This is a genomic window from Micromonospora taraxaci (genome assembly GCF_007830095.1).
GTDB lineage: Bacteria > Actinomycetota > Actinomycetes > Mycobacteriales > Micromonosporaceae > Micromonospora > Micromonospora taraxaci.
In genome coordinates this window covers 142,240-166,735 of sequence record NZ_VIWZ01000001.1, presented here as the reverse complement: position 1 = coordinate 166,735, position 24,496 = coordinate 142,240, and the positions used below count along the sequence as shown (strand labels likewise).

Annotated in this window: 21 protein-coding genes and 1 pseudogene; 9 read left to right on the top strand and 13 right to left on the bottom strand. The window is 71.8% G+C overall.

Annotated elements, in window-relative coordinates; all coding sequences use genetic code 11:
- Positions 1-71 precede the first annotated feature (71 nt).
- From FHU34_RS00830 to pdhA, 5 genes are all read right to left on the bottom strand, one after another.
- A complete protein-coding gene (locus FHU34_RS00830) occupies positions 72-2,771 on the bottom strand; it encodes an LppU/SCO3897 family protein (RefSeq protein ID WP_145778232.1) in 2,700 nt (899 codons plus the stop codon).
- Positions 2,772-3,114: 343 nt separating this feature from the next.
- On the bottom strand, positions 3,115-3,252 hold the full coding sequence (locus tag FHU34_RS32780) for a hypothetical protein (protein WP_167393602.1): 138 nt from the start codon (positions 3,250-3,252) through the stop codon (positions 3,115-3,117).
- A gap of 218 nt (positions 3,253-3,470) precedes the next feature.
- Entirely contained in the window at positions 3,471-4,934 is a 1,464-nt protein-coding gene (locus FHU34_RS00825) for a dihydrolipoamide acetyltransferase family protein (protein ID WP_208744895.1), read from the bottom strand.
- Positions 4,931-5,920 carry an alpha-ketoacid dehydrogenase subunit beta gene (locus FHU34_RS00820; RefSeq protein WP_145778231.1) on the bottom strand — a complete coding sequence of 330 codons (990 nt, stop codon included), beginning with the start codon at positions 5,918-5,920 and terminating at the stop codon, positions 4,931-4,933. The genes FHU34_RS00825 and FHU34_RS00820 overlap by 4 nt, the downstream gene beginning before the upstream one ends.
- The gene (pdhA, locus tag FHU34_RS00815; RefSeq protein WP_145778230.1) at positions 5,920-7,095 is read right to left on the bottom strand and encodes a pyruvate dehydrogenase (acetyl-transferring) E1 component subunit alpha; all 1,176 of its coding nucleotides are present in this window, start codon (positions 7,093-7,095) and stop codon (positions 5,920-5,922) included. Before pdhA ends, FHU34_RS00820 begins: the two co-directional genes overlap by 1 nt.
- A 517-nt stretch (positions 7,096-7,612) precedes the next feature.
- Between pdhA and FHU34_RS32775 the strand changes: the two genes are divergently transcribed.
- Both FHU34_RS32775 and FHU34_RS00805 read left to right on the top strand, forming a co-directional pair.
- Positions 7,613-8,524 (top strand): hypothetical protein, encoded by a 912-nt coding sequence (locus tag FHU34_RS32775; protein WP_167524738.1) that lies wholly within the window; start codon positions 7,613-7,615, stop codon positions 8,522-8,524.
- Positions 8,525-8,673: 149 nt separating this feature from the next.
- Entirely contained in the window at positions 8,674-9,297 is a 624-nt protein-coding gene (locus tag FHU34_RS00805) for a phosphatase PAP2 family protein (RefSeq protein ID WP_145778229.1), read from the top strand.
- Positions 9,298-9,400: 103 nt separating this feature from the next.
- Here the strand turns inward: FHU34_RS00805 and FHU34_RS00800 are convergent, their stop codons facing one another.
- From FHU34_RS00800 to FHU34_RS00790, 3 genes are read right to left on the bottom strand one after another with little or no spacing between them, the layout of a single operon-like run.
- Positions 9,401-10,624, bottom strand: coding sequence for a hypothetical protein (locus FHU34_RS00800; RefSeq protein WP_145778228.1), 1,224 nt, complete (start codon positions 10,622-10,624; stop codon positions 9,401-9,403).
- A 57-nt stretch (positions 10,625-10,681) separates the two neighbouring features.
- Positions 10,682-12,367 (bottom strand): GTPase, encoded by a 1,686-nt coding sequence (locus tag FHU34_RS00795; protein WP_145778227.1) that lies wholly within the window; start codon positions 12,365-12,367, stop codon positions 10,682-10,684.
- On the bottom strand, positions 12,364-14,205 hold the full coding sequence (locus FHU34_RS00790; RefSeq protein ID WP_145778226.1) for an ABC transporter: 1,842 nt from the start codon (positions 14,203-14,205) through the stop codon (positions 12,364-12,366). The genes FHU34_RS00795 and FHU34_RS00790 overlap by 4 nt, the downstream gene beginning before the upstream one ends.
- A 221-nt stretch (positions 14,206-14,426) precedes the next feature.
- Here FHU34_RS00790 and dnaK point away from each other — a divergent pair, with 221 nt between their 5' ends.
- From dnaK to FHU34_RS00765, 5 genes are all read left to right on the top strand, one after another.
- Positions 14,427-16,295, top strand: coding sequence for a molecular chaperone DnaK (dnaK, locus tag FHU34_RS00785; RefSeq protein WP_145778225.1), 1,869 nt, complete (start codon positions 14,427-14,429; stop codon positions 16,293-16,295).
- Positions 16,296-16,343: 48 nt separating this feature from the next.
- Positions 16,344-17,102, top strand: a complete 759-nt coding sequence (gene grpE / locus FHU34_RS00780; RefSeq protein ID WP_145778224.1) for a nucleotide exchange factor GrpE — start codon at positions 16,344-16,346, stop codon at positions 17,100-17,102.
- 85 nt (positions 17,103-17,187) lie between these two features.
- A complete protein-coding gene (dnaJ, locus tag FHU34_RS00775; RefSeq protein ID WP_145778223.1) occupies positions 17,188-18,366 on the top strand; it encodes a molecular chaperone DnaJ in 1,179 nt (392 codons plus the stop codon).
- 30 nt (positions 18,367-18,396) lie between these two features.
- Positions 18,397-18,837 (top strand): heat shock protein transcriptional repressor HspR, encoded by a 441-nt coding sequence (locus FHU34_RS00770; RefSeq protein WP_088991285.1) that lies wholly within the window; start codon positions 18,397-18,399, stop codon positions 18,835-18,837.
- A 137-nt stretch (positions 18,838-18,974) separates the two neighbouring features.
- Entirely contained in the window at positions 18,975-19,157 is a 183-nt protein-coding gene (locus tag FHU34_RS00765) for a hypothetical protein (protein WP_145778222.1), read from the top strand.
- Between the two features lie 347 nt (positions 19,158-19,504).
- Here FHU34_RS00765 and FHU34_RS00760 read toward each other — a convergent pair whose 3' ends face one another.
- Positions 19,505-19,936: a hypothetical protein gene (locus FHU34_RS00760; protein ID WP_145778221.1), complete on the bottom strand. Its 432-nt coding sequence runs from the start codon at positions 19,934-19,936 to the stop codon at positions 19,505-19,507.
- Positions 19,937-20,201: 265 nt separating this feature from the next.
- Here FHU34_RS00760 and FHU34_RS00755 point away from each other — a divergent pair, with 265 nt between their 5' ends.
- Positions 20,202-20,573 (top strand): GNAT family N-acetyltransferase, encoded by a 372-nt coding sequence (locus FHU34_RS00755; RefSeq protein WP_208744894.1) that lies wholly within the window; start codon positions 20,202-20,204, stop codon positions 20,571-20,573.
- A gap of 9 nt (positions 20,574-20,582) precedes the next feature.
- Here the strand turns inward: FHU34_RS00755 and FHU34_RS00750 are convergent, their stop codons facing one another.
- The 3 genes from FHU34_RS00750 to FHU34_RS00740 all read right to left on the bottom strand — a co-directional run bounded on the left by FHU34_RS00750 (position 20,583) and on the right by FHU34_RS00740 (position 22,670).
- Positions 20,583-21,788 (bottom strand): cation:proton antiporter, encoded by a 1,206-nt coding sequence (locus tag FHU34_RS00750; protein ID WP_145778219.1) that lies wholly within the window; start codon positions 21,786-21,788, stop codon positions 20,583-20,585.
- Between the two features lie 5 nt (positions 21,789-21,793).
- A complete protein-coding gene (locus tag FHU34_RS00745) occupies positions 21,794-22,294 on the bottom strand; it encodes a cation:proton antiporter regulatory subunit (protein ID WP_145778218.1) in 501 nt (166 codons plus the stop codon).
- Between the two features lie 151 nt (positions 22,295-22,445).
- The gene (locus FHU34_RS00740) at positions 22,446-22,670 is read right to left on the bottom strand and encodes a winged helix-turn-helix domain-containing protein (protein ID WP_145778217.1); all 225 of its coding nucleotides are present in this window, start codon (positions 22,668-22,670) and stop codon (positions 22,446-22,448) included.
- Positions 22,671-22,947: 277 nt separating this feature from the next.
- Between FHU34_RS00740 and FHU34_RS33490 the strand changes: the two are divergent.
- Positions 22,948-23,187, top strand: a pseudogene (locus tag FHU34_RS33490) (hypothetical protein); the annotation flags it as partial.
- Positions 23,188-23,339: 152 nt separating this feature from the next.
- Here the strand turns inward: FHU34_RS33490 and FHU34_RS00730 are convergent.
- Positions 23,340-24,476: an epoxide hydrolase family protein gene (locus FHU34_RS00730; protein ID WP_145778216.1), complete on the bottom strand. Its 1,137-nt coding sequence runs from the start codon at positions 24,474-24,476 to the stop codon at positions 23,340-23,342.
- Positions 24,477-24,496 lie beyond the last annotated feature (20 nt).

Below are 24,496 nucleotides of genomic sequence, written 5' to 3'. Positions count from 1 at the left end.
GCAAGGGCTGATCTCCACCGGGTACGACGACGGCGGGGTCACGGTCGCCCGTGACCCCGCCGTCGGTGGAGTTACTTCGCGGCCGGCTTGAGACAGAGCACCCGGTTGGTGCCGTCGCCCGGCAGCACCACGTGCGGCTGCGTCGTGTCGGTGCACTTCTCCTTCGCGTCCACCTTCGACACGATCGTGAAAGCGTCCGCCTCGCCGCAGTCCGCCGCCGAAGCGCCACCCTCACCGGACTGCTTCACGCAGGTGCCGACCGCCGGGTCGAAGGCCGGCGTGTCGTTGCCCCCGAACTTGCCGAGCAGCATCAGCAGGCCGAGCGGCACCGCCAGGATCAGGACCGCGGCGATCAGGACAGCGGCCAGCACCCGGCCGTTGCGTACCTTCGGCGCCGGGGGTTCCACCTTCGGCGCGTCGGCGTCCGGCTTGAACGCGTCGAACCGACCCTGGTCCGCCTGGCCGGCGTCCTGGCCCCAGGGCGCCGGAGGCTGCTGCGCGGGCGGAAAGGACGGCGGGAAGTTACCGCCGGGCACCGGCTCGGTCGCCGGCCCGGCACCGAAGCCCGGCCCACCGAAGCCACCGGAGCCTGACCCACCGAAGTCCGGCCCGCCGAAGGCAGCGGTGCCGTTGACCGCGGCGGTGCCGGCGGCCGGCGACCCGGGGCCGCCGAACTGGTCGGCCGGCCGTTCCGCACCGGCGTGCGGCCGGTTGCCGTTCACCGGCCTGTTGTTGCCGGGCGCGTCGACGAAGGACGGCACGCCCGGCGGGAACGCCGGCGGTGCCTCACCGAACGCGTTGGGTGCGGGCTGCCGGTCGTCGAAACGCGGATCGGCTGCGGGCTCGCCACCCCAGCCGGGGCCGCCCTGCCGCTGCGAGTCGTCCTGCCATTCGGGCACGACCGGCCGTTGCGGGTCGTTCTGCCACTCCGGCATGACCGGCCGCTGCGGGTCGTTCTGCTGCCACTCGGGCACGACCGGCCGTTGCGAGTCGTGCTGCCAATCGGGTGCGGCCTGGCGCTCGGCTGCCGGGTCGGCCTGGAACGACTCCGGCTCCGGCTCGTTCTCCGGCTCGGGCCGAGCCGGGCGGCCGTACACCCGAGGTTGTGGCGAGGCCGTGCTGGTCGGCCGGACGGCCTGGTCGGTGGGGGGCATCACCCGGCTGGCCAGCGGCACCGAGGCGCTCGCCGTGGCCCGGGCGACGCCGGCCGCCGACTCGGCCTCCGACGCCGGTACGACAGCACGACCCGCGCCGGACTCCGGAGAGGTACGCGGGGCGGGCACCACCGCGCCGCTCGCGGAAGCGTCCTCAGCGCGACCCCAGCCGGCCGGCTCCGCTTCGTACTGTGCGGCGGCGTCCGGCGCCTCCCGCTCGGCGTACGCGGGCTGCTCGGGGATCGGAGCGAAGTGGGCCTGCGGCGGCGCGTAGTCGGCCGGCGGGATTGCGGCCAGGCTGGCACCCGGCACGCGCTGCTCCTGTGGGGGCAGCGGCACGGCGTTCGCCGGCGAGATGCCCGGTGCGGGCCCGGGCTGGTAGGCGGGCGCCTCGTCGGCGCGGTCGGCTTCCCAGCCACCACGGGACTGGGCGGAAGCTTCCGCCTCGGCGCGACCCCACACCTCACCGGGTGCCCACGGTTCGGCCTGTGGCACGGCGGGAGCGTTCGGTGCCGCGTTGTTCGGGTTGGCAGGCCAGCCGGGCGCGCCGTCGTTACCGGGCACGCTGGCGCTGGCGCGAGCGGGCAGGCCGCTCTGCTCCGGCGGGGTCCACCCCGACGGCTCCGGACGCTCGGTCGGCTGGTCCTGGGGTGCCAGCACCCAGTCGGGCTGCTGTGGACGGCTCTCGGCGCCCTGCCAGGCGGCGGGTTGCGCGGGCTGGTCCTGGCGTGCGTCGCCGCCGTCGTTCCAGGCTGCGGGTTGCGCCTGCTGCTGTGCGGCCCACCCGCCGGACTGCGCCGGATCGTCCTGGCCGGGCCGGCTCGGTGCCGGCACCTGAGCCGCCCCACGGACGGCGTTCGGCGGGGCTGCCTGCCCCCATGCGGGGGCGGACTGCTCCTGCGGCTCCGCGGGCTGACCCCAGGTCGGCGGTGACTGCTCGGCCGGCGTCCACGCCGGCTGGTCGTCACGCGCAGCGGTGCTGGCGGGCCAGCCGCCGTTGCCGGACGCGTCGTCCTGCTGGGCGCCGCCGGACCAACCGCCGGCCTGCTGCGGCTCGGGCTGCTGCGACTCGGCGCCGCGCCAGTCACCAGCGGGCGGGTTGGCCTGCGCGGCGCCACCCCAGCCGCCGGACTGGGCCGGATCTTCCTGGGCAGGCCAGGCAGCGGTGGCCGGAGGCACCTGCGCGGCACCCCTCGCGGCCGGCTGGGCCTGCACCCACTCGGGCTGCTCAACGGCACCCGAGGCCCAGGTGGGCGCCGGTGACGTCTGCTCGGCCGGCGTCCAACCCTGCTGTTGCGCGGCCCCCCACGTGCCGGGCTGCTGCTGCGGCGGCTCGCTCGTGCCACCGCCTGCGGCCCAGGCGGGCTGCGCCGGGTCGTTGGGCTGCGGGGCAGCACCCCAGGCGGGGGCGGGCGGCTGCTCAGCCTGGGTCGCCCATGCCGGCGTCGACGGGTTGGGCCGCGTCGGCGGCGGGGGCGCCCAGCCCAGGTCGGGGCCGGCGGCGTTCTGGCCGTTGTCCGGCTGCGCCGGGCGGTCGCCGTACGGCGCCGGTCCGCCGGCGCCCGGTGACACCTCGTCCGGCTCTTGGCCGGGACGGTGCGGGCCCTCGGACGTCATGGGTGCGCCTCCTCCATCACATGTCGGCTCGCCGGTGCCGATCGGTCTCCTCGGCATGGCTGCCGGCGTCACCGGCGTGCCGCTGTGCCGGCTCCCCGCACGGTATCGGGTAGCGGCACGGCGCGTCCAAGGAGCACCGGTCGTCACTGCGCGTGGCCGGTCGGTGGCGAGCAGCTTCTGTCAGCTCGGCCTCTGCCGGGTCGGCGGGCGGCGACCGAAGCCCACCGTACCGGGCGCTGCGGCAGGGCGGAATCCCGGTGGTGGGTGGTGGGAAACGCCGATGGCCCACCCGGTGGGCCGGGTGGGCCATCGATCTGGAGGAGGTGCGGAATGTCGTGGAGCGTCAGCTCATGTGACGCTGGGCGATGACGAGGATCTCCTCGCGGACCGCCGGCGAGTTCGCCGAGCGCAGCGCGTGCTCGATGGCACGGGCGCGGCGGTTGGCGTCGCGGTGGTTGCGGATTCGCTCGATCATGCTCATTGGTGGGTCCCCCTAGCTATTCGGTTGTCAGCCCCTGATGCGTCTATTCAACACCAGAAGCAGGTGAAGTTCCATCGATTATTAGGTGAGCTGAGACACTTGCCTAACAATCAAAGGTCAACAGGCGTCTCGGCCGACGGTTCCGTCGCCCAAACGACACGGCCGGTGTGCCGGGCGTTAACCCGTGGCACACCGGCCGTGGCTGGCGTTACGAACGATCAGGTCCAGGCGAGCAGCGCCGCCTCCGGATCGGCGAGGAAGTCGCCGATGTCGCGCAGGAACTTCGAGCCCAGCTCACCGTCAATGATCCGGTGGTCGAAGCTCAGCCCCAGCGTGGTCACCTGACGCACCTTGACCTTGCCCTTGTGCACCCAGGGCATCTCCCGCACCGCGCCGAAGGCCAGGATCGCGGACTCGCCCGGCGGCAGGATCGGCGTGCCGGTGTCCACCCCGAACACCCCGACGTTCGTGATGGTCAACGTGCCACCAGACATGTCCGCCGGCGAGGTGCGGCCGGACTTGGCCGTCTGCACCAGGTCGGTCAGCGAGTCCGCCAACTCGCGCAGCGAGAGTCGGCCGGCGTCCTTGACGTTCGGCACGATCAGGCCACGCTCGGTGGCCGCCGCGATACCGAGGTTGACGTACTCCTTGACCACGATCTCGTCGCCCGCCCAGGTCGAGTTGACCATCGGGTGACGCTTCACCGCCAGCAGCACCGCCTTGGCCACCAGCAGCAACGGCGAGACCCGTACGTCGCGCCACTCCCGTCGGCTGCGCAGCCGCTCCAGAGCCTTCATCGCCCGGGTCACGTCGACGGTCAGGAACTCCGTCACGTGCGGAGCGGTGAACGCCGAGCGCGACATGTTCTCGGCGGTGAGCTTGCGTACCCCCTTGACCGGGATGCGCTGCTCGCGGTCCGCGCCGAAGCTCGCGGCGCTCGTCGCCGTCGCCGCGATCGGCTCGGCCACCACCGCGGCGCCGTTCGCCGCCTGCTGCACGTCCTCCCGGGTGATCGAGCCCAGCGGACCCGAACCGGTCAGGGCGGTCAGGTCGACACCCAGATCCTTGGCGAGCTTGCGCACCGGCGGCTTGGCGAGCACCAGACCGCCCGTCGCCGCGACGCCCTGCCCGTTATGCCCAGGTGCGACCGGAGCCGGGGCGGGTGCCGGCGCGACCGGAGCCGGCGTCGCGGCGGCCTGTGCCGGGACGCCGCCCTTGCGCGGGCGGCGCTTGGCAGAGGTCGTACGCGGGCCGTAGCCGACCAGCACCGCGGTCCGCCCACCCGGGGCCGCACCGCCGATCAGACCGGGCTCCACCATGCCTTCGGCCGGTGCCACCTCCACCGCCGCCAGCGAAGCCGCCGACGGGATGGGCAGGTCGCCGCTGGGGGTGGCCGTGGTCGACGGGGCGTCCAGCGGACCGGCACCCGGGTCGGTGTCGATCGCGATGATCGGCGCACCCACCTCCACAGTGGTGCCCTCGGGGTGGTGGATCGCCTGCACCTGCCCGGCCCACTTCGCCGGGATCTCCACGGCCGCCTTGGCCGTCTCCACCTCGACGATCGGCTGGTTCAACTCGATGATGTCGCCGACCTTGACGAGCCAGGTCAGGATCTCGCCCTCGGTCAGCCCTTCGCCCAGGTCGGGCAGGTTGAACGTCTTGATCCGGGACATGTCGCTCACCAGCCGAAGGTGCGGTCGACGGCGTCGAGCACCCGGTCGAGGTCGGGCAGGTACTCCTCCTCCACCCGGGCGGCCGGGTAGGGGGTGTCGAAGCCGGTCACCCGCAGCACCGGCGACTCCAGGGAGTAGAAGCACTCCTCGGTGATCCGGGCGGCCAACTCGGCGCCGAGACCGATGTTCGACGGTGCCTCGTGCACGACGACCGCGCGGCCGGTGCGCTTCACCGACTCGTACACGGCGCTCAGGTCCAGCGGGGAGAGCGAGCGCAGGTCGATGACCTCCATCTCCCGGCCGTCCTCGGCCGCCGCGGTTGCCGCCTCCAGGCAGGTCCGCACCATCGGCCCGTAGGCCAGCACCGTGACGTCGGTGCCGGGCCGCACGACCCGGGCCGAGTGCAGGGGGTACGCCTCGGACAGCGGCGCGTCCAGGTCGACCTGACCCTTCTCCCAGTAGCGCCGCTTGGGCTCCAGGAAGACGATCGGGTCGTCCGAGGCGATGGCCTGCTGGATCATCACGTACGCGTCCTGCGGGTTGGAGCAGGTCACGACCTTCAGGCCGGCGGTGTGCGCGAAGTACGCCTCCGGCGACTCGGAGTGGTGCTCGACGGCGCCGATGCCACCGCCGAACGGAATCCGGATCACCATGGGGATGCTGAGCTTGCCGCCCGAGCGGTAGTGCATCTTCGCCACCTGCGACACGATCTGGTCGTACGCGGGGTAGACGAAACCGTCGAACTGGATCTCGCAGACCGGCCGATAGCCACGGATGGCCAGACCGACCGCCGTGCCGATGATGCCGGACTCGGCCAACGGGGTGTCGATCACCCGCTGGTCGCCGAAGTCCTTCTGCAGCCCGTCGGTGATCCGGAAGACGCCGCCGAGCTTGCCGACGTCCTCGCCCATGATGATGACCTTGGGGTCGGTCTCCAGGGCGCGGCGCAGGCCGGTGTTGAGGGCCTTGCCGATGGTGAGCGTCTCCGTGGCCATCAGTGGGCGCTCCCCTCGAACGACTCCATGTAGCGGTTGAACTTCGCGCGCTGCTCGTCGAGCAGCGGAGAGCCGTTGGGGTAGACGTGGTCGAACATCGTCACCGGCTCCGGGTTGGGCATGTCGAGCACCCGCTCGCGCAGGTGCACCGACTCGCGGCGGGCCTGCTCGTCGACTTCGGCGAAGAAGGCCGCGTCGGCGATCTGCTGCTTCTCCAGGAAGGCCTTGACCCGGGTGATCGGGTCCTTGGCCTGCCACGACTCGACCTCGCTGGCGATCCGGTAGCGGGTCGGGTCGTCGGAGGTGGTGTGGGCGCCCATCCGGTAGGTGTAGGCCTCGATCAGGCTCGGGCCCTGCCCGTGCCGGGCGTTGTCCAGCGCCGTGCGGGTCACCGCGTAGGAGGCCAGCACGTCGTTGCCGTCCACCCGTACGCCGGGGAAACCGAAGCCGGCGGCCCGCTGGTAGAGCGGGACCCGGGTCTGCCGTTCCAACGGCTCGGAGATCGCGTACTGGTTGTTCTGGCAGAAGAAGACCAGCGGCGCGTTGAAGACGCTGGCCCAGACGAACGCCTCGTTCACGTCGCCCTGGCTGGTAGCCCCGTCGCCGAAGTAGGCGATCGCGGCCTCGCCGTCGTCGTTGCCGATCTTGCCGTCCATGGTGATGCCCATGGCGTAACCGGTGGCGTGCAGGGTCTGCGCACCGATGACGATCGTGTACATGTTGAACTTGAACTCGTTCGGGTCCCAGCCGCCCTGGTCGACACCGCGGAACAGGCCCAGCGGCATGATCGGGTCGATGCCCCGGCAGTAGAGGACGCCGTGCTCCCGGTAGGTCGGGAAAGCCATGTCCTGCGATCGCAGCGCCCGCCCGGAGCCGACCTGGGCGGCCTCCTGGCCGAGCAGGCTGGCCCAGAGGCCCAGCTCGCCCTGGCGCTGGAGGGCGGTCGCCTCGGCGTCCAGCTTGCGGACCATCACCAGATCGCGGTAGAGCCCGCGGTATTCCTCGTCGGTGAAGTCCACGCGGTACTCGGTGCCGTCCGGCCCGGTGGCGCTGTCGATGCGCTCACCGTCCGGGGTGAGCAGCTGCACCAGCTTCGGATTACCGGCTGCGCCCTTCTTGGAGCGGGGTGCAGGCCGCCTGCTGCGGGTGGTGCCCCCGGGGTCGCCCTTTGCCATCGGTCTCTCCCTGTCGTGTCTGCGTCGGCACCGGGGGATCACCCGGCCGCGCAACTCGTGCGCCTGCCCGGCTGCTGCCGGACCGGTTCCTGGCGGCCGCGCCTAGCCCCGGTGGGGGTTGCCGCACGGCGTGAACCGGGTTCTGGCCGAACCCGGATCGGGAGTGCCGGCGCTCAACCGCGCCTGCCGCGAGGGTGCGCGGAGGTCACGGCTGCGTTGCCGTCGTGCTCCATATTCGCAGAGCAGGTGAGCGCGCCCACAGTACGCCTGCCTCGCATCTCGACCGGCCACGCTTTGCCATCGTTTGTCGTCATCATGCCGGGCTGCGTCTCCAGGGCGATCCGGCGACGATTCGTCACCGTTCGGTCAGCACCGCGTGTCGACACGCGGTGGAGGTTGGCTAACGCAGGGTGACTGCGGAAGGCTGATTCCCGCAGGATCGCGCCTATCGGGTTATTTGCCAGCTTTGGCGGGGCGTCTCTCCATCTCGGCCGACGGCTACGACAAGGGGTGTGCGGTGCACGAGCCAGGTGACGGTCCCGGCACACCGGCGCTCGGCCGGCACCGGTCCGCAGGCGGTTACCGCCGGGTGGTCGGTGTGCACCGTGCCCCCGGCAGCGGCGGCCCCACCCGGGGTTACCTGCTCACCGTCGCCCTGTTGGCCGGGACCGCGTCGATGCCGATCCTCGCCGCGATCAGCGCCGGCTCGGCCACTCCGGGCAGCACCGCACTGCCGGACAACAGCACCCCCTTCATCCCGACCCCGTCGGTCGGCCCGGTTCTGATCCCGCTGCCGATGACCAGCCAGCCAGGGCTCCCACCGCCCGGCACACCCAGCGTCGTTCCACCCAGCGGCTGGCTGCCCGCCGCTCCCCGCCGTTCCCCTGAGGAGCCGGCCACTGCCGACCGGGGTCCCGCCCTGCGGGGGACGACGACCCGCCCGCCGGCACCGAAACCCACCCGGGGCACCTCGCCGGCCGTACCGCCGCCCGTCGCTCCGCCGCCGCCGACCGCTTCGCCGACCGACCCGGGCCCGACCGGTTCACCAGACCCGGACCCGACCGACCCGGACCCCACCGGTTCGTCAGATCCGGACCCGACGGATCCACCGGACCCGGATCCGACCGGCTCCACCGGGCCTGATCCGACCCCGACCCTGACGGTGGACCCGACGCCCACGTTCGAGCCGACACCGACGGTCGACCCGAGCCCCACGGTGGGTCCGACCTCCACGCCGACCGACCCCTCGACCGCCACCGCAGCGCCGACCAGCACCCGGTCCGTGCCACCCACGACGCCCGCGCCGCCGTCCACCACGCCCGCGCCGCCACCCACGACGCCCGCGCCGTCCGCGACCGCGCTGCCGTCCGCGACGCCCGCGACCACCGCCGCACCGGCCAGCCGGCCCGGCCCGGCAGTTCCGTCATAGCCGACCGCTTCCGCGGCTCCCACGATCTGCCCGGTGCCGCTGGCCCGACCGGCACACCCCGTGGTGCCACCGGCGGTACGGTGACGAACAGCCGCGGCCCATCCGGTGCCGGGGGCGTTCGACGGTAGGCGCGTACCGGAGGGGGTGGCGTGGGCGGCGGTGCGGAACTCCGCCCGGTCACCACCCGACCCGGCCCGGGCCAACGAGTCGCCCGGCTGGTCACCGAGGTGACCGCACCGGCAGTGCTCGTGTCGTTGCTCATCCTTACGGTGAGCTGGCACAGCGCGAGCCGCCCCGGTCAGGGTCTCGTCTGGGGGCTGCTCGCCACGTTCTTCGTCACCGGCATCCCGTTCGCCTACATCGTCGGCGGGGTACGCCGCGGCCGGCTCACGGACCATCACATCGGCCGGCGGGAGCAGCGCCGGGCACCGTTGCTGGTGGGCCTCGGCTCGGTCGCGGGAGGGCTCGCCCTGCTCGCCGTGCTCGACGCACCCCGCCCGGTGCTGGCGCTGGCCCTGGCCGGGCTGGTCGGCCTGGTGGTCGCCGTGTCGGTCAGCCACTGGTGGAAGATGTCGATCCACTCGGCGGTGACCGCCGGCACCCTGGTCATCCTGACGCTGACCTTCGGGACGCGCGTGGTCGTCGCCGCACCGCTCCTGGCGTTGGTCGGCTGGTCCCGGGTGCGGTTGGGCGACCACACGGTGCCGCAGGTGCTCGCCGGCGGCGTGCTCGGCGCACTGATCGCCGCGGCGATCTTCGGCCCGTTGCGCTGAACGGGCCTGGCCGCCGGACTGGCCTGGAACGAACGCTAGGCCGGGCGCGGAACGCCGGGCCTGGTCGAGGCGGGCGGCATCGCACCGCCCGCCTCGGATGTCGTCAGGCGCCGTCGTCGGCGAGGCGGTGTCGGTTCGCCTCGATCCACGCGTCCAGCGCGGCCGGGTCGTCCGGGTCCACTCCGTCGGCCATCAGCTGGGCCACGGCGGCGGTGGCGGCGCTGCGCCGCTCACCCGTCGAGTAGAGGCGCGCGAACTCCGGCACCATCTCCTCGATCGCCTCGTCGGTGCGGGTCGTCGCCGCCTCGGGCAGGCCGCGCTGGCGGGACGCGTACCGCGCCCACGCCCGCAGCACCCGGGGCAGCATCGCCGCGTCGTCCATGTCGAGCACGGCCCGACGGTGCACCCAGTCCAGCAGGAAGAGCCCGGACACCGCCGGGCTCCAGCGCATCGGGTCGGCGTCCGGGAAGGTTGCCGAGTGGTCCAGCAGCAGGCTCAGGCAGAAGTGCAGCGAAGCCAACTCCGGGCCGTCGACGGAGTCCAGGCCGAAACGGGTGGCCTCCGGCGCGGCGAGGAACCGCCGGACCAGGTCGGTGCGTTCGGCGGCGGAGAGCGGCTCGACCTCCGCCGGACCGGTCGGCTCGGTCGCGGTGGGCAGCATCGCCAGTCGGGCGCCGACGAGCGCCCGGTCGGTGGCCAGCGAACCCTCGCCGGGCAACTCGCTCAGCTCGTCGGTCACCGCGAGGTGGCGGGCCACCTCGCCTCGGAGCCGGGCTGGGTTCTCGGTACGGAACCAGGTCAGCTCGTCGTCCGCGCACATCTGCCGGACCTGGTCCAGGATCCGTTCGGCCGGCCCGCCCACGAAGATGTCCTTGGTGATCCCGATGTTGTGGTCCACGAGGGCCACCAGCGCGTGCTCGGAGCCGCCGGACGCGTCGTCGTACGCGAAGGTGGCGAGGTAGGAGGTCTGGTCGCCGTAGACGTCGCCGTACGCCCAGGAGCCGGTGAGGTGCACCCGGCCGAGCTGACCGGTCCAGCTGGGCGCCTGGCTGCCCGGGCGTACCCGCTCGGTGCCCTCGGCGTCCGGAACGAGCCTGGCGAAGATCTGGCGGATGGTGGTCGCCGACGCGATCCGGCGTCGGGCGGTGGCGGCGAGAAACCCGGTGACGAACTCCCGTACGGCGGTGTCGCGGTCGGTCTCCGCGATGGCGTAGACACTGCCCAGCAGCGCGCTGCCGAGCATCTCGGCGTCGAGGGCGGACTCCAGCTTGGTCACGTCGCGTGCGGCGTGCAGCACCGCGTCGTAGGGGGTCTGAGGCGTGGCCATGCTTCGACCCTACGCCGCCCAGGGCGTACGCAGAGCGGTAGCGAGCCGCGTCGGACGTCAGCGGCGGGCGGCGTCCCGCAGCGCGTCGCGTGCCTGCGCGTACGAGCCGAGCACGATTCGCACCGGCGCGAGCACGTACTCCTCGCCCACCTCGGCGACCCGGACCGTCAGCCGTTGCCGGGCACGGGCCCGCGCGCGCCGGGCGGCCCAGCGAATCACCGGTCGGGTCAGCGCCGCCACCAGCAGCCCGGCGAGCAGCCCGCCGAGCAGCAGCAGCGTCGGCAGTGGCACCTGCCCGACCATCGGGTTGTCCAACGCGGGCAGGCCGAGTATCCGTAGCGCGTAGCCGAGCACCAGCCAGCCCAGGCCGACCGCGGCGGCCAGGGTGACCAACCACTGCACACCGCCCACGACCCGCCACCACACCGGCTGACGGTCCAGGCCGAGGTCGGTGCCGGCGATCGCCCGGTCCAACGCGTCCGGCATGTCGTCGAGGCGGGACCGGGCGGCGGAGGTCACCGCCGTCGGCCAGGCGGCGGGCAGGTCGCCGGCGGCGCGGTCGGCCACCGCGCGGATCGCGAGGCCCAGGGCAGAGCGCTGCGCGACCGTCGGGTCGGGCACCGAGGTCGCCGCCACCAGGCTCTCCGCCGGGTCGGCGTCCGCGCCGACCGGGCCGGGTAGGTGCAGCCGACGCAGCGGGTCGGGCCGCAACCGTCGCCAGCCCCGGACCACCGGCCAGCCGGTGGTCGCGCCGGCCCGATGCCGGTACGCCCGCTCCACCGCCTCGCTCACCGCCGGCACGCCAGCGGCATCGGCCAACGCCCGGTTCAACCCGGCGACAGCCCCGTCGTCCGGACCACCGGCGGGTCGGGCCGAGCCGACCAGTTCGTCCAGCCCGACGACGACGGTGTCGACGTCACCGGCGAGCCGCCGCAGCGCGGCCTGCCGCTCGGCGACGGTCCGCTCCAACGCGTCGCGCAGTCCGACCATCCCGGCCGGGTCGATGGCGGTGGTGGCCAGCAGGGGCACCCCGGTCAGCCCGTCCGAGTCGAGCAGCCGGCGCAGGTCGTCCATGACCCGGGGCAACTCGGCCGGGGGCAGCCGATCGGCCTGGTTGAGCACGACCAGCGTGACGTCGCGGTGCCGGTGGAACTCGCGCAGGTAGTTGTCGTGGATGACCCGGTCGGCGTACTTCTGCGGGTCGACCACCCAGACCACCTGGTCGACCAGGCCGAGCAGCCGGTCCACCTCCAGCCGGTGGGACCGCTGCACCGAGTCGAAGTCGGGCAGGTCGAGCAGGATCAGCCCGTGCAGCGCCGACTCGTCGTCCGCGTCCAGGGCGCTCTCCCGGACGAAGCGGTGTCGGGGCAGCACGCCGGTCCAGTCGAGCAGACGGTTGGCGCCCTCCAACGGCCCCCACACGCAGGCGTGGGTCACGCCGGTGGTCGGCCGGCGGACCCCGACCGGCGACAGTTCCAACCGGGCCAACGCGTTGAACAGACTGGACTTGCCGCTGCCGGTCGCGCCGGCCAGAGCGACCACTGTGTGGTCGCGGGACAGCGCGAGCCGGGTGCCAGCCCGCTCGACCACTGTGTGCGCGGGCACGAGTTCGGCGTCCGGCAGCAGGCCGTCCACCGCGGCCAGGAACCGGCGTACCGCGTCCAGCCGGGCGATCAGCGCGTCGGCGTCGACCCGTTGGTCTCCGCGGAACGCCTCGCGGAGCCGGCCGGTGATGTTCGTCACCGGGAACCCTCCTCGTCGACGGCCGGCCGGCTGTCGCCAGCGGCGGACAGGCCGCTGCGGTGTCGGGCCAGTTCGACCCGCCCTGCGGCCCGGCGTAGGCCGTCACCGACGTCCGCGGCGGGGCGGGCGTCCGCGGTGCGACTCAGGAAGCGCTCGGCCTCCGCGTCGAGCAGCGTCCGCACCCGGCTCAGCAGGTCGGTGCGGGCCTTGGCGGCGAGGGTACGCACCGCCTGGTCGCCGAAGATCGCCTGGAGTACGGCCTGCGCGGCGACGGTGGTGCCGGCCCCGGTGGCCACCTCCAGCCCGGTGGGGATGAACGCGGTGGACGCGAAGACGGCGATCATCACGGCCAGCCCGGTGGCGTTGACCGCGTACGCGGCGGTGCGGGCCACGAACCGTTTGTCACCGCCCTCGACCCGGACCAGCTCCAACACCCCGCGCTGCCAGTCCCGGACCATCCGTTCGGCGCGTGCCGGCAGGTCGTCGCTCGGGTGGGCCAGCGCGGGGTCGAGCAGCTCGGCACCCGCCGGGTGCGCTTTCCACCCGGTGTACGCGGATTCGGCGGCCTCCGAGGCCACCCCGCGCAGCAGTGTCACCAGCTGCGACTCGATGGCGTTGCGAAGCTCGGTGGCAGGTGCCGGCCGCCCGGTGACAGCGGCGACGACCCGGTCCCGTAGGCGGCCGATCCGTGCCTCCAGGGTGCGGAACAGCTCGCCGGTGCCGACGAACTCCTGCCAGCGGGCGAGCACCTCCCCCCGGAGCAGCCGACCGTCCTGGAGCCCCTGCTCGGCGGTGCGCTCGGCACCCCGGTACGCGGCCCGGACCCGTTCGTCCAGTGCGTCGGCGGCGGCGACCTGCTCGTCGGCGGCGTCGGCCAACTCCTCGACGGCGGGGTGCAGCGCGGCCAGCGCCCCGTCCAACGTCTGGCGGACCACCGCTGCCCGGGCGTCCGCGTCGGCGGCCAGCCGGGCGAACCAGTCGGCGAGTGACGCGGTCACCCCTTCGGGCAGCAGGCCCTGCCCGTCGACCCAGGTCTCCGGCAGCACGAACAGCGGCGCCTGGCCGAGGCCCTGTTCGGCGAGCATCTCGGCCAGGTGCGCGGAGATCTCGTCGGTGGCCTCCGCGGGCACCCGGTCCAGCACCATGGCGATCACCGCGCCTCGCGCCCGGGCGCTGCGCAGCAGCTCCCAGGGCACCGCGTCGGCGTACCGGGCGGCGGTGGTGACAAAAAGCCAGAGATCGGCGGCGGCCAGCAGTTGGGTGGCGAGGGCCCGGTTGGCGTCGACCACCGAGTCGATGTCGGGCGCGTCGATGAAGGCCAGCCCGGGGGGCAGGGCCGGCGCGGTGACCAGGTGCAGGGCGCGCGGGTCTTCGCTCGGTTCGGTGGTGCGGGTCAGCCCGGGCAGCAGGTCACCCTGCCGGAACCAGGCCGCGTCGGACGGGTTGCAGACCAGCACCGGGGACCGGGTGGTCGGCCGGAGCACGCCGGCGGCGCTGACCCGGGCCTTGACCAGGCTGTTGACCAGTGTCGACTTGCCCGCTCCGGTGGAGCCGCCGACCACCACGAGCAGGGGGGCGTCCAGTCGGGCGAGCCGGGGTAGCAGGTAGTCGTCGAGTTGGTCGGTCAGGGCCGTGGCGGTGTGCCGGGAGGCGCTGGCGGAGGGCAGCGCGAGAGGGTACCGGGTAGCGCCGATCGCCTCCCGGAGGCCCGACAGCGCGCTGGGGAGGCTGTCGTCCCCGGTGGTGGCGGACGGCTCCTCCGTGGCGTCCGGCGGGCCGGTGCGGGTGGCGACGGCAGGCGCGCCGGAACGGGTGGCGGGATCGCCGTGCGTCGTCACCGCTAAAGCGTGCCCGACCGATGCAAGGGAAGACAACCGGACGGTAATTGCGAGTGGGGTTGCGTCGGGTTGACTCAACCCGACTTGACGATTGGCCAACGCGTGGCAGTATTGAGTCAAGTTCACTCAACTTGTGGTGGGGCCCGCTGCGGGCGGTGCTCGCCAGGCAGCTGCGGGCAGCGCCCGTCACCTGCACAACCTTACGAAGCGAGGAAGCGAAGATGGCACGTGCGGTCGGTATCGACCTCGGCACGACGAACTCCTGCGTCAGCGTTCTCGAGGGCGGTGAGCCCACCGTCATCGCCAACGCTGAGGGCTCGCGGACGACCCCGTCGATCGTCGCGTTCGCCCGCAACGGCGAGGTGCTCGTCGGTGAGGTCGCCAAGCGCCAGGCAGTGACCAACCCGGACCGGACGATCCGGTCGGTCAAGCGCGAGGTCGGCACGAACTGGTCCGTCGACATCGACGGCAAGAAGTACACCCCGCAGGAGATCTCGGCCCGGACCCTGATGAAGCTCAAGCGGGACGCCGAGGCGTACCTGGGTGAGCAGATCACCGACGCGGTGATCACCGTCCCGGCCTACTTCAACGACAGCCAGCGGCAGGCCACCAAGGAGGCCGGTGAGATCGCCGGCTTCAACGTGCTGCGGATCGTCAACGAACCGACCGCTGCCGCCCTGGCGTACGGGCTGGACAAGGGCTCCAAGGAGCAGACCGTCCTGGTTTTCGACCTCGGTGGCGGCACCTTCGACGTGTCGCTGCTGGAGCTGGCCGAGGGCGTCGTCGAGGTCAAGTCGACGAGCGGTGACAACCAGCTCCGTGGCGACGACTGGGACCAGCGGATCATCGACCACCTGGTCAAGACGTTCCGTGGTGAGCACGGCATCGACCTGTCTCAGGACAAGATGGCCCTCCAGCGCCTCCGCGAGGCGGCCGAGAAGGCCAAGATCGAGCTGTCCGCAGCCACCACCACCAACATCAACCTGCCGTACATCACCGCCGGCGCGGCCGGCCCGCTGCACCTCGACGTGACGCTGAGCCGCGCCGAGTTCCAGCGGATGACGCAGGACTTGCTGGACCGTTGCAAGGGCCCGTTCGAGCAGGCCGTGAAGGACGCCGGGATCAAGATCTCCGACGTCGAGCACGTCATCCTGGTCGGTGGTTCGACCCGGATGCCCGCCGTGACCGACCTGGTCAAGCAGCTCACCGGCCGCGACCCCAACAAGGGTGTCAACCCGGACGAGGTCGTCGCCGTCGGTGCCGCCCTCCAGGCCGGTGTGCTCAAGGGCGAGGTCAAGGACGTCCTGCTGCTCGACGTGACCCCGCTGAGCCTGGGCATCGAGACCAAGGGCGGCATCTTCACCAAGCTGATCGAGCGCAACACCACCATCCCGACCAAGCGTTCCGAGGTCTTCACCACTGCCGACGACAACCAGCCGTCGGTGCTGATCCAGGTGTTCCAGGGTGAGCGGGAGATCGCGGCGTACAACAAGAAGCTCGGCACCTTCGAGCTGACCGGCCTCCCGCCGGCGCCGCGCGGCGTGCCGCAGATCGAGGTCGCCTTCGACATCGACGCCAACGGCATCGTCAACGTGCACGCCAAGGACCTGGGCACCGGCAAGGAACAGAAGATGACGATCACCGGCGGCTCCTCGCTGCCGAAGGACGACATCGAGCGGATGCGCCGGGACGCCGAGGAGCACGCGGAGGAGGACAAGCGCCGCCGCGACGACGCCGAGACCCGCAACGTGGCCGAGGCACTCCAGTGGCAGACCGAGAAGTTCCTCGCGGAGAGCGGCGACAAGCTGCCCACCGAGAACCGGGAGCAGCTCAACGAGGCGCTCGGCGAGCTTCGGGGCGCCCTCGGCGGTCAGGACATCGAGAAGATCAAGTCCGCGCACGAGAAGCTGGCGCAGGTCTCCCAGCAGGCTGGCTCGCTGCTCTACTCGCAGCAGGCCGAGCAGGGTCAGCAGCCGGGCGGCGAGCCCGGCCCGGGTGCCACCGGTGCGACCGGTGCGACCGGCGCGCAGGCTGGCGGCGCCGACGACGTGGTCGACGCGGAGATCGTGGACGAGGACGGCAAGAAGTGACCGTCGGCCTCCGACACGTTTCCACCGCGAAGGGGATGAGGTAGCCGCATGACGCAGAAGCCACGAGCCGCCGACCCGGACGACACCGGGTCGACGCCGGGTGGCTCCGCGACCACGGAGCCGACCACCGGCGACGGGGAGGGGGTCGTCATCCGCAACAACCGCAAGCTCATCGACACCTCGGAGCCCGAGGGCACCGCGGCCGACGCGGAGACCGGCGTGCCGGCCGAGGGCCTCGTCGAGGACGCCGAGGTTGTGGTCGACGAGATCGAGGTCGAGGTCAACTCCACCGACGGGCCGGAGCCGTCCGGTCCGGCGGTGGTGGACGCCCCGGCGCAGCCGGTGGACGGTGGAGGCCTGGGCACCTCGCTCGGCGCCGAGCTGGAGGCGCTCCGGGCCGACCTGGACGAGCGCACCAGGGACCTGCAGCGGGTGTCGGCGGAGTACGCCAACTACCGCAAGCGGGTCGACCGGGACCGCAGCCTGGTGCAGGAGCAGGCCACGGGTTCGGTGTTGGCCGCGCTGTTGCCGATCCTCGACGACCTGGACCGCGCTCGGGAACACGGCGACCTGGTCGGGCCGTTCGGCACGGTGGCGGAACAGCTTACCACCGCGCTGGGCAAGTTCGGCCTGAACGCGTTCGGCGAGCAGGGCGACCCGTTCGACCCGACCCGGCACGAGGCGGTCGCGCACCAGACCTCGGCCGACGTCAGCGAGCCGACCTGCGTGCAGGTCATGCGGCGCGGATACCAGCTCGGTGAGCGACTGCTGCGCCCCGCGCTGGTCGCGGTCGCGGACCCGGAATAGTGCGAAACAGTGACCAGGCCGTCCCGCCCACCACCCAACGGTGGGCGGGACGGTCGGGCCACGAGGGGCGAGAGGAGGTGGACCGGTGAGTTCCAAGGACTGGATCGAGAAGGACTTCTACGCCGTGCTCGGCGTGGACAAGGCCGCCTCCGCCGATGACATCAAGAAGGCGTACCGCAAGCTGGCCCGCGAGTCGCACCCGGACCACAACCCGGGCGACCCCAAGGCCGAGGAGCGGTTCAAGGCCGCGTCCGAGGCGTACAACGTGTTGTCCGACACGGGTCGCCGACGTGAGTACGACGAGATGCGCTCGCTGTTCGGCTCGGGAGCCTTCCGCCGCAACGCACGGGGCGGAGGTCAGCCGGGCGGCATGCCGTTCGACGTCTCCGACATGTTCGGCGGTGCCGGCGGCGACCGTCGGTTCGGCGGCGCCGGCTTCCAGGACCTGTTCAGCTCGATCTTCAGCGGTGGTCAGGCCGGTGGTCAGGCCGCACCGCGCGGTCCGGCCCGTGGCCGGGACGTGGAGACCGAGGTGGCGCTCGACTTCGGTGACGCGGTGCGCGGGGTGACGCTGCCCCTGACGCTGCGCGCGCCGGGAGTCTGCGAAACCTGCCACGGCAACGGGGCGAAGCCGGGCACCCAGCCGCGTACCTGCCCGGTCTGCCACGGTGCCGGGGTCACCACCCGGGACCAGGGGGCGTTCAGCTTCTCCGAGCCGTGCCGCAACTGTCAGGGCGTCGGCACTGTGGTCGAGGAGAAGTGCCCGGAGTGCCACGGCACCGGGGGCGTCACCAAGACCCGCACCATGAACGTGCGGTTCCCGGCCGGGGTGGCCGACGGTCAGCGCATCCGGTTGGCCGGGCGCGGCGAGCCGGGCGAGCGCGGCGGCCCGGCCGGCGACCTCTTCGTGCACGTCAAGGTTCGACCGGACGAGCTGTTCGGGCGTACCGGCGACGACCTGACGTTGTCCGTGCCGGTCACCTTCGCGGAGGCCGTGCTCGGCACGGACCTGCGGGTGCCGACGCTCGACGGTGCGGTGACCCTGCGGGTGCCGCCGGGTACGCCGAGCGGGCGCGTGTTGCGGGCCCGCGGCAAGGGTGTGGTCCGTCGCGACGGCCAGGCCGGTGACCTGCTGGTCACGTTGGACGTGGTCGTTCCGGCCCGGCTGTCGGACGGGGCGCGCGCCGCACTGGAGGCGTTCGCCGAGCAGAGCCCGCCGGCGGCCCGGGAACATCTCGACGCTCGGGTGCGTCGGGTCAGTTAGTCCGTTGGAATGGACGCGGAGGTGAGCGGGATGTCGGGCGAGTTCCTCGGTTCGGGTGACCCTGCCTACGAGGCCAAGGTGCTGATGATCTCGGTTGCGGCTCGCATGGCGGGGATGCACCCACAAACCCTGCGCCAGTACGACCGACTCGGGCTGGTGCAGCCGGGCCGGGCCGCTGGCGGGGGCCGCCGGTACAGCGTCCGTGACGTGGTGCTGCTGCGCGAGGTGCAGCGACTCAGCCAGGACGACGGGATCAACCTGGCCGGCGTGAAGCGCATCATCGGGCTGGAGCGACTGCTGGAGCAGGCTCAGCAGCGGGTGGCGCGGCTGGAAGCGGAGCTCGACGCCGCGTACCGCCGGATTGCCGAACTGGAGTCGCTGGCCCGCTTCCCCGGCAGTGACCTGGTGCCGACCAACCGCACGTCCACCGCGCTGGTGGTGTGGCGGCCCCGCCGCACGCCCGGTCGCTGACCCGCCGCTCACCCGGATCTGCCTCCTCGGCCCGGGCCGTACCGGATTTCCCGGCGCGGCCCGGGCCGCTTCGGTTAACCTGTCGATACGGGTCCAATCGGATTAATCCGGACCTACCGGCATGGCGAGGGGGAGCGATGGCGGAGCCGGCGAAGAACGTGGCCCAGCAGACGGAAGACCGGTTGGAAGACCTGGCCGAGACCGTCCGCGAGAAGTTCGACAGGGTGACCAAGGGGACCTACCGGGACCGGGTCGTCGGCGGCAGGTTCGCCGAACCGGGCGACCGGAGTCGACCTGAGAAGGAACAGAAGCAGGACTGACCGGCAACCGACGTACGGGCCGGGACCCACGGGGGGTCCCGGCCCGTTCACGTGGGTGAGTGCGGGCCGGGACGCTGGCGATCTCAGCGCGGGGGTCCCGGCCCGTTCACGTGGGTGAGTGCGGGCCGGGACGCTGGCGATCTCAGCGCGGGGGTCCCGGCCCGTTCACGTGGGTGAGTGCGGGCCGGGACGCTGGCGATCTCAGTGCGGGGGTCCCGGCCCGTTCACGTGGGTGAGTGCGGGCCGGGACGCTGGCGATCTCAGCCCGGGGGTCCCGGCCCGTTCACGTAGATGAGTGCTCGACAGTGGCGCAGACACCACCATCGCCGCTGACGACCAGCGCGCTGTCAGCCGAGGCGGCGGTTCTCGCGGACCAGGCCGCCTTCGCACCAGTCGCGATAGACGAAGAGGTCCGGCCGGGCCAACAGCACGCGACCGTTGTGCGCCCAGATCCTCATCAGTTCGTCGCCGTCCCGCTCGGCCTGTTCCACGAGTTTGCGGAAGCGCCGCTTGGGGTGGGCGCGGAAGTTCGTCCGGATGCCATCGGCCGCGTAGATGTAGAGACAGTGCAACGCGAAACGACGCGCCGGGCAGGTCGGATCCATTGCTAACTCGAAGAGCGTCAGGACCAATCGGTCACCGGAGACCAGTAGGTCCCAGTCGGGCGGCATCGAGGCCAACGGCACCGAATCGGGCTTGTACGCCCAAGCTCGCAACTCCGCCGGGCTCGGATCGACGGGGTTCGCGAAGCCGTGGAACGTCGACTCCTGCACGCTCACCGGCCAACCTTCCGCTCTGGCCCGCGGGTGGCAACGCTGCCTGCGGACCATGGCTGCTGGGGCGAAACGGTAACCTGCCGCCGGGTGCTGCGGTAGTCCCCGTGGGGAGCAATTCCGCAACCGTTGGCATGGGCGGGTCGCCCGCATCGACAGAGCGGTCGATGATGCTCCTATGACAATCCACGTTCGACGGTTCGAGCGAGGCGCTGAAGCTCAGTTCGTCACGGGGCTGGAATGGCTTTTCGCCCCACCCGGTAGCCGTCCCGTGGATTGGGACAACGACCGCGCCGTCGAACGGACCGCGCAATTGCTCGACCACGAAGGCGTCGCACTCTTCGGGGCGCGATCGGACGAGGACCAGTTGGTCGGCGTGGTCAGCGTCTACGTGGACATCCTCTCGGTGCGCTTCGGCCGTCGGGCTTCGATCGAGGATCTCGCCGTACACCCCGACTGGCGGTCTCGGGGTGTCGGCTCGAACCTCCTGGCCGCTGCCAGGACGTGGGCGCACGAACAGGGCGCCGATTACGTCTTCCTGGAGTCCGGTCTGGCCCGGACCGAGGCACACCGGTTCTACCTCCGCGAAGGTGCGACCCACGCAGCAGCGGCGTTCCGCTGGACCGGAGGACCCACCCGTTGACGTTCGCGGTCAGTCGTGGATCGGCACCGGCATCTGTCGTTGGGCCGCCGCGCGGCTACGCAGCCACCTCTTGAACCACGGGAAGTCCGGCAGCCGGGCCAGGATCGGCCCGGTCACCACGGTGATCAGGACGTACGTCGCGGCCAACGCCGCCAAACGCGGCTCGACGCTCCCGGCGGCCACCGCGAGACCGGCGATGACGATCGAGAACTCACCCCGGGGTACGAGTGCCAGACCGGTCCGCCATCGACCGGGTTCGGCGATGCCGACCCGACGGGCGGCGAGGTAACCGGTGGCCGTCTTCGTCGCCATGGTGATGACGGCCAGCGCGAGCGCCGGCAGCAGCACCGGCGGAATGTCCTGCGGGTCGGTGGTCAGGCCGAAGAAGACGAAGAACACCGCGGCGAACAGATCCCGCAGGGGCGAGAGCAACTCGGTGGCGTGGTGCGCCACCGGGCCGGAGAGCGCGATGCCGACGAGGAACGCGCCGACCGCCGCCGACACCTGGAGCGACGCGGCGATGCCCGCGATCAGCAACGTCAGACCGAGTACGCCGAGCAGCAGCGCCTCCGGGTCCTTCGCCGACAGGGCGGACGAGATCAGGTGGCCGTACCGGATGGCGACCACCAGCACGATCAGCACAGTGCCCACCGCGACGGTGAGCGCGATCCCGCCCCCGAGCAGGCCGGTGCCGGCCAGTACGGCGGTGACGAGCGGCAGGTACAGGGCCATCGCGAGGTCCTCGATGACCAGCACCGAGAGGATCACCGGGGTTTCCCGGTTACCGAGCCTGCCCAGGTCGGCGAGGACCTTTGCGATCACCCCGGAGGAGGAGACCCAGGTGATGCCGCCGAGCACCAGGGCGGCGACCCAGTCCCAGCCGAGCAGCAGGGCGAAGGCCGCGCCGGGCAGCGCGTTGAACACGCCGTCGATTAGCCCGGCCGGGGCTGCCGAGCGGAGGTTGCCAACCAGTTCGTTGGCCGAGTACTCCAGGCCGAGCATCACCAGCAGCAGGATGACGCCGATCTCGGCGCCCACCGCGAAGAACTCCTCGCTGGCGGCGAGCGGAAGTAGCCCGCCGTGTCCGAACGCCAACCCGGCGAGCAGGTAGAGGGGAATGGGCGAGAGGCCGAAGCGCTGGCTCAGCCGGCCGAGGAGGCCAAGCAGCAACAGCAGCGCACCGACTTCGATGAGCAGCGTGGTGAAATCGTGCATCCGCCTCAGCCGTCCGGGTCACTGTCGGCGAGGATGGCGGACACACCGTCGAGACCCCGTCGGGTCCCGACGACGACCACCACGTCGCCGGCTGCGAAGCGGAAGGAGGGGAGTGGCGAGACGATTACTTCGCCTTCGCGCAGCACCGCCACGATGGAGGCGCTGGTGCGGGTACGCGCCTTGGTGTCGGCAAGCTGGCGGTTGACGTACCGCGAACCGGCCGGGATGGCGATCTGCTCGGTGAGCAGCCCGGCCGCCTGCTCGCGGAGGCCGGAGAGCTGGCCGAGCATCAGCGACGCGCCGAGGATGTCGGCCAGAGCCTCGGCCTCGTCGTCGGTCAGCGGAATGTCCGCCTGGCAGGCGTCAGGATCGTCGGGATCGTAGAGGACCAGATCACGGCGGCCGTTGCGGTGGGAGACGACGCCCAAACGGCGTCCGGACTCCGTCACCAGATCGTGACGTACCCCGATCCCGGGTAAGGCGGTCTGCTCGACACGTACTCGCACCAGCCAAGGCTACCGCTTGGTGAACAAAGCGCAGATCTTGGAGTGACAGCGCTCAACCTGACCCGGTCCCGCGGTTGATCGACTCGACTTCGGCGAAGTCGGGGTGTCCCAGCGCCGGGATACCGCAACATCGGCGATGTCGTGTCGATCTCTACGACTTTGGGTCGGCCACGTAGGTGCCCTTGCCCTGATGCCCCTCGATCAACCCTTCGGCCTGGAGGATCAGCAGGGCCGAGCGGACGGGTTCGGCGGACACGCCATAGTGCGCGGTCATCTCGCGGAGTGAGGGCAACTTGTCGCCCGGCGCGTACTCGCCGGAGCTGATCTTGTCGCGGATGTCCTGCGCGATGCGTTGGCGGTCCGAAATTCGGGGCATGGGGCGACTCCTGGTAGGCGCCAAGATCTTCCCACGCGGAAGGGTGTTCGGCCAACACTGTGCGTACTAAGCATGCTCACTGCTTGTCCTGCAATGCTTTGCATTGTATGTTGACCGGGCGGGCACTCGGGACGAAAAGCTCTGGTAGGCAGCCGGCCTCTCGGCCTGGTCGTCCGCGTCGCGCTGGCACGGCCGGGCACTCCCTTCAGTGGACGGTCGTGCCAGCGATCCCTGGCGAGAGAGGACTGCCAGCCATGCCTGACCCGGTGCAGTGGCGATGACTGGGCGCTTCGTGATCCACCTGCCGATCTCCGCTCCAGACCTCGCGCGCGCCAAGATCCTGGGCCGGACCGCCGGCCGGTCGCTCGCTTTCCTTGCGCGTATCGACCTTGGCGGGATCACCGTCTCGACGGAGGACAACCAAGGGGTACGGCACTGGGTCTTCTGTGACCGGCGGCTCGACGATGGTCATCGCTGCGTCCTGCGTGCCGACCACGAGACGCCCTACACTGCCCGCCTTCCAAGACGAATCGGACAATACCGCCTCGGCAGACGGTTGATCGACTCGACTTCGCCGAAGTCGGGGTGTCCCAGCAAGGGGGATACCGCAACTTTCAGGAAGTCGAGTCGATCAAGCGCTCGTGGTTGAGTCGATCAAGCGCGACGCGGTCAGCGGAGGCTGGTGAAGAACTCGCGGATGTCGGTGACCAGCACATCGGTGGCCTGGTGAGCCGCGTAGTGGCCGCCGACGTCGCCCCGGCCCTCGACGTCGCTCTCGTACGCCGTCCACCGGACGATGTTCGCGTGGTCCCGTTCGGCGAAGCGGCGGATGGACTGGAAGTCGCCGGGGAACATGGCCACCGCTGTCGGCGCGGTGGTGGGCTCGGTCGGCTGCTGGTCGGCGTGGGCGTCCTCCCAGTAGAACCGGATCGCCGACGCGGCCGTGCCGGTGAACCAGTAGACCGCCACGTTGCCCAGGACGAAGTCCGCGTCCAGGCTCTCGTCGAAGAGTTGGGCGTTCCAGGCGAGCAGCCCGACCGGCGAGTCCGCCAGGCCGAACGCGAGGGTCTGCGGCTGCTGGCTGTGCACCTGGTTGAAGGAGAACTTGTTCTCGTAGAACCACTGGAGGTGCCCGAGCGCCGCCTGGTCCGCGTCGGTCAGCCCGGCGAACTCGGCCGGGTCGCCGGAGGGGAACGAGAAGAGTTGGGTGACGTGGACGCCGAGGACGTGCTCCCGGTCGAGTCGGCCCAATACCGGGGCGATCATCGAGCCGGCGTCGTTGCCGACAGCGCCGTAGCTGTCGTACCCCAGTCGGTTCATCAGCTCGGCCCAGGCGCGGGCGGTGCGTTCGTGGTTCCACCCGGCGCTGCGGGTCGGGCCGGAGAAGCCGAAGCCGGGCAGCGACGGGATGACCAGGTGGAAGGCCGGCGAGCTCGGGTCGGTGGGCTCGGTGAGCGGCGTGATCACGTCGAGGTATTCCAGCACCGAGCCGGGCCAGCCGTGGGTGAGCACCAGCGCGGTGGCGTCCGGCCGGGACGACCGGACGTGCAGGAAGTGGATCTGCTCGCCGTCGATCTCGGTGACGAACTGCGGGTGGGCGTTCAGGCGGGCCTCGACCGCACGCCAGTCGAAGCCGTTGCGCCACCGCTCGGCGAGGGTGCGGACGCGGTCGGTGCTCATTCCGTAGGTGTCGCCGGCTCCGGGCAGGTCGGCGGGCCAGATCGTGCGGTCCAGGCGGGCGGCCAGGTCGTCGAGTGCGGTCTGCGGGATCTCGACGCGGAACGGGCGGATCGCGGTGCCGGTCATCTCGGAGCTCCTTCGGAACG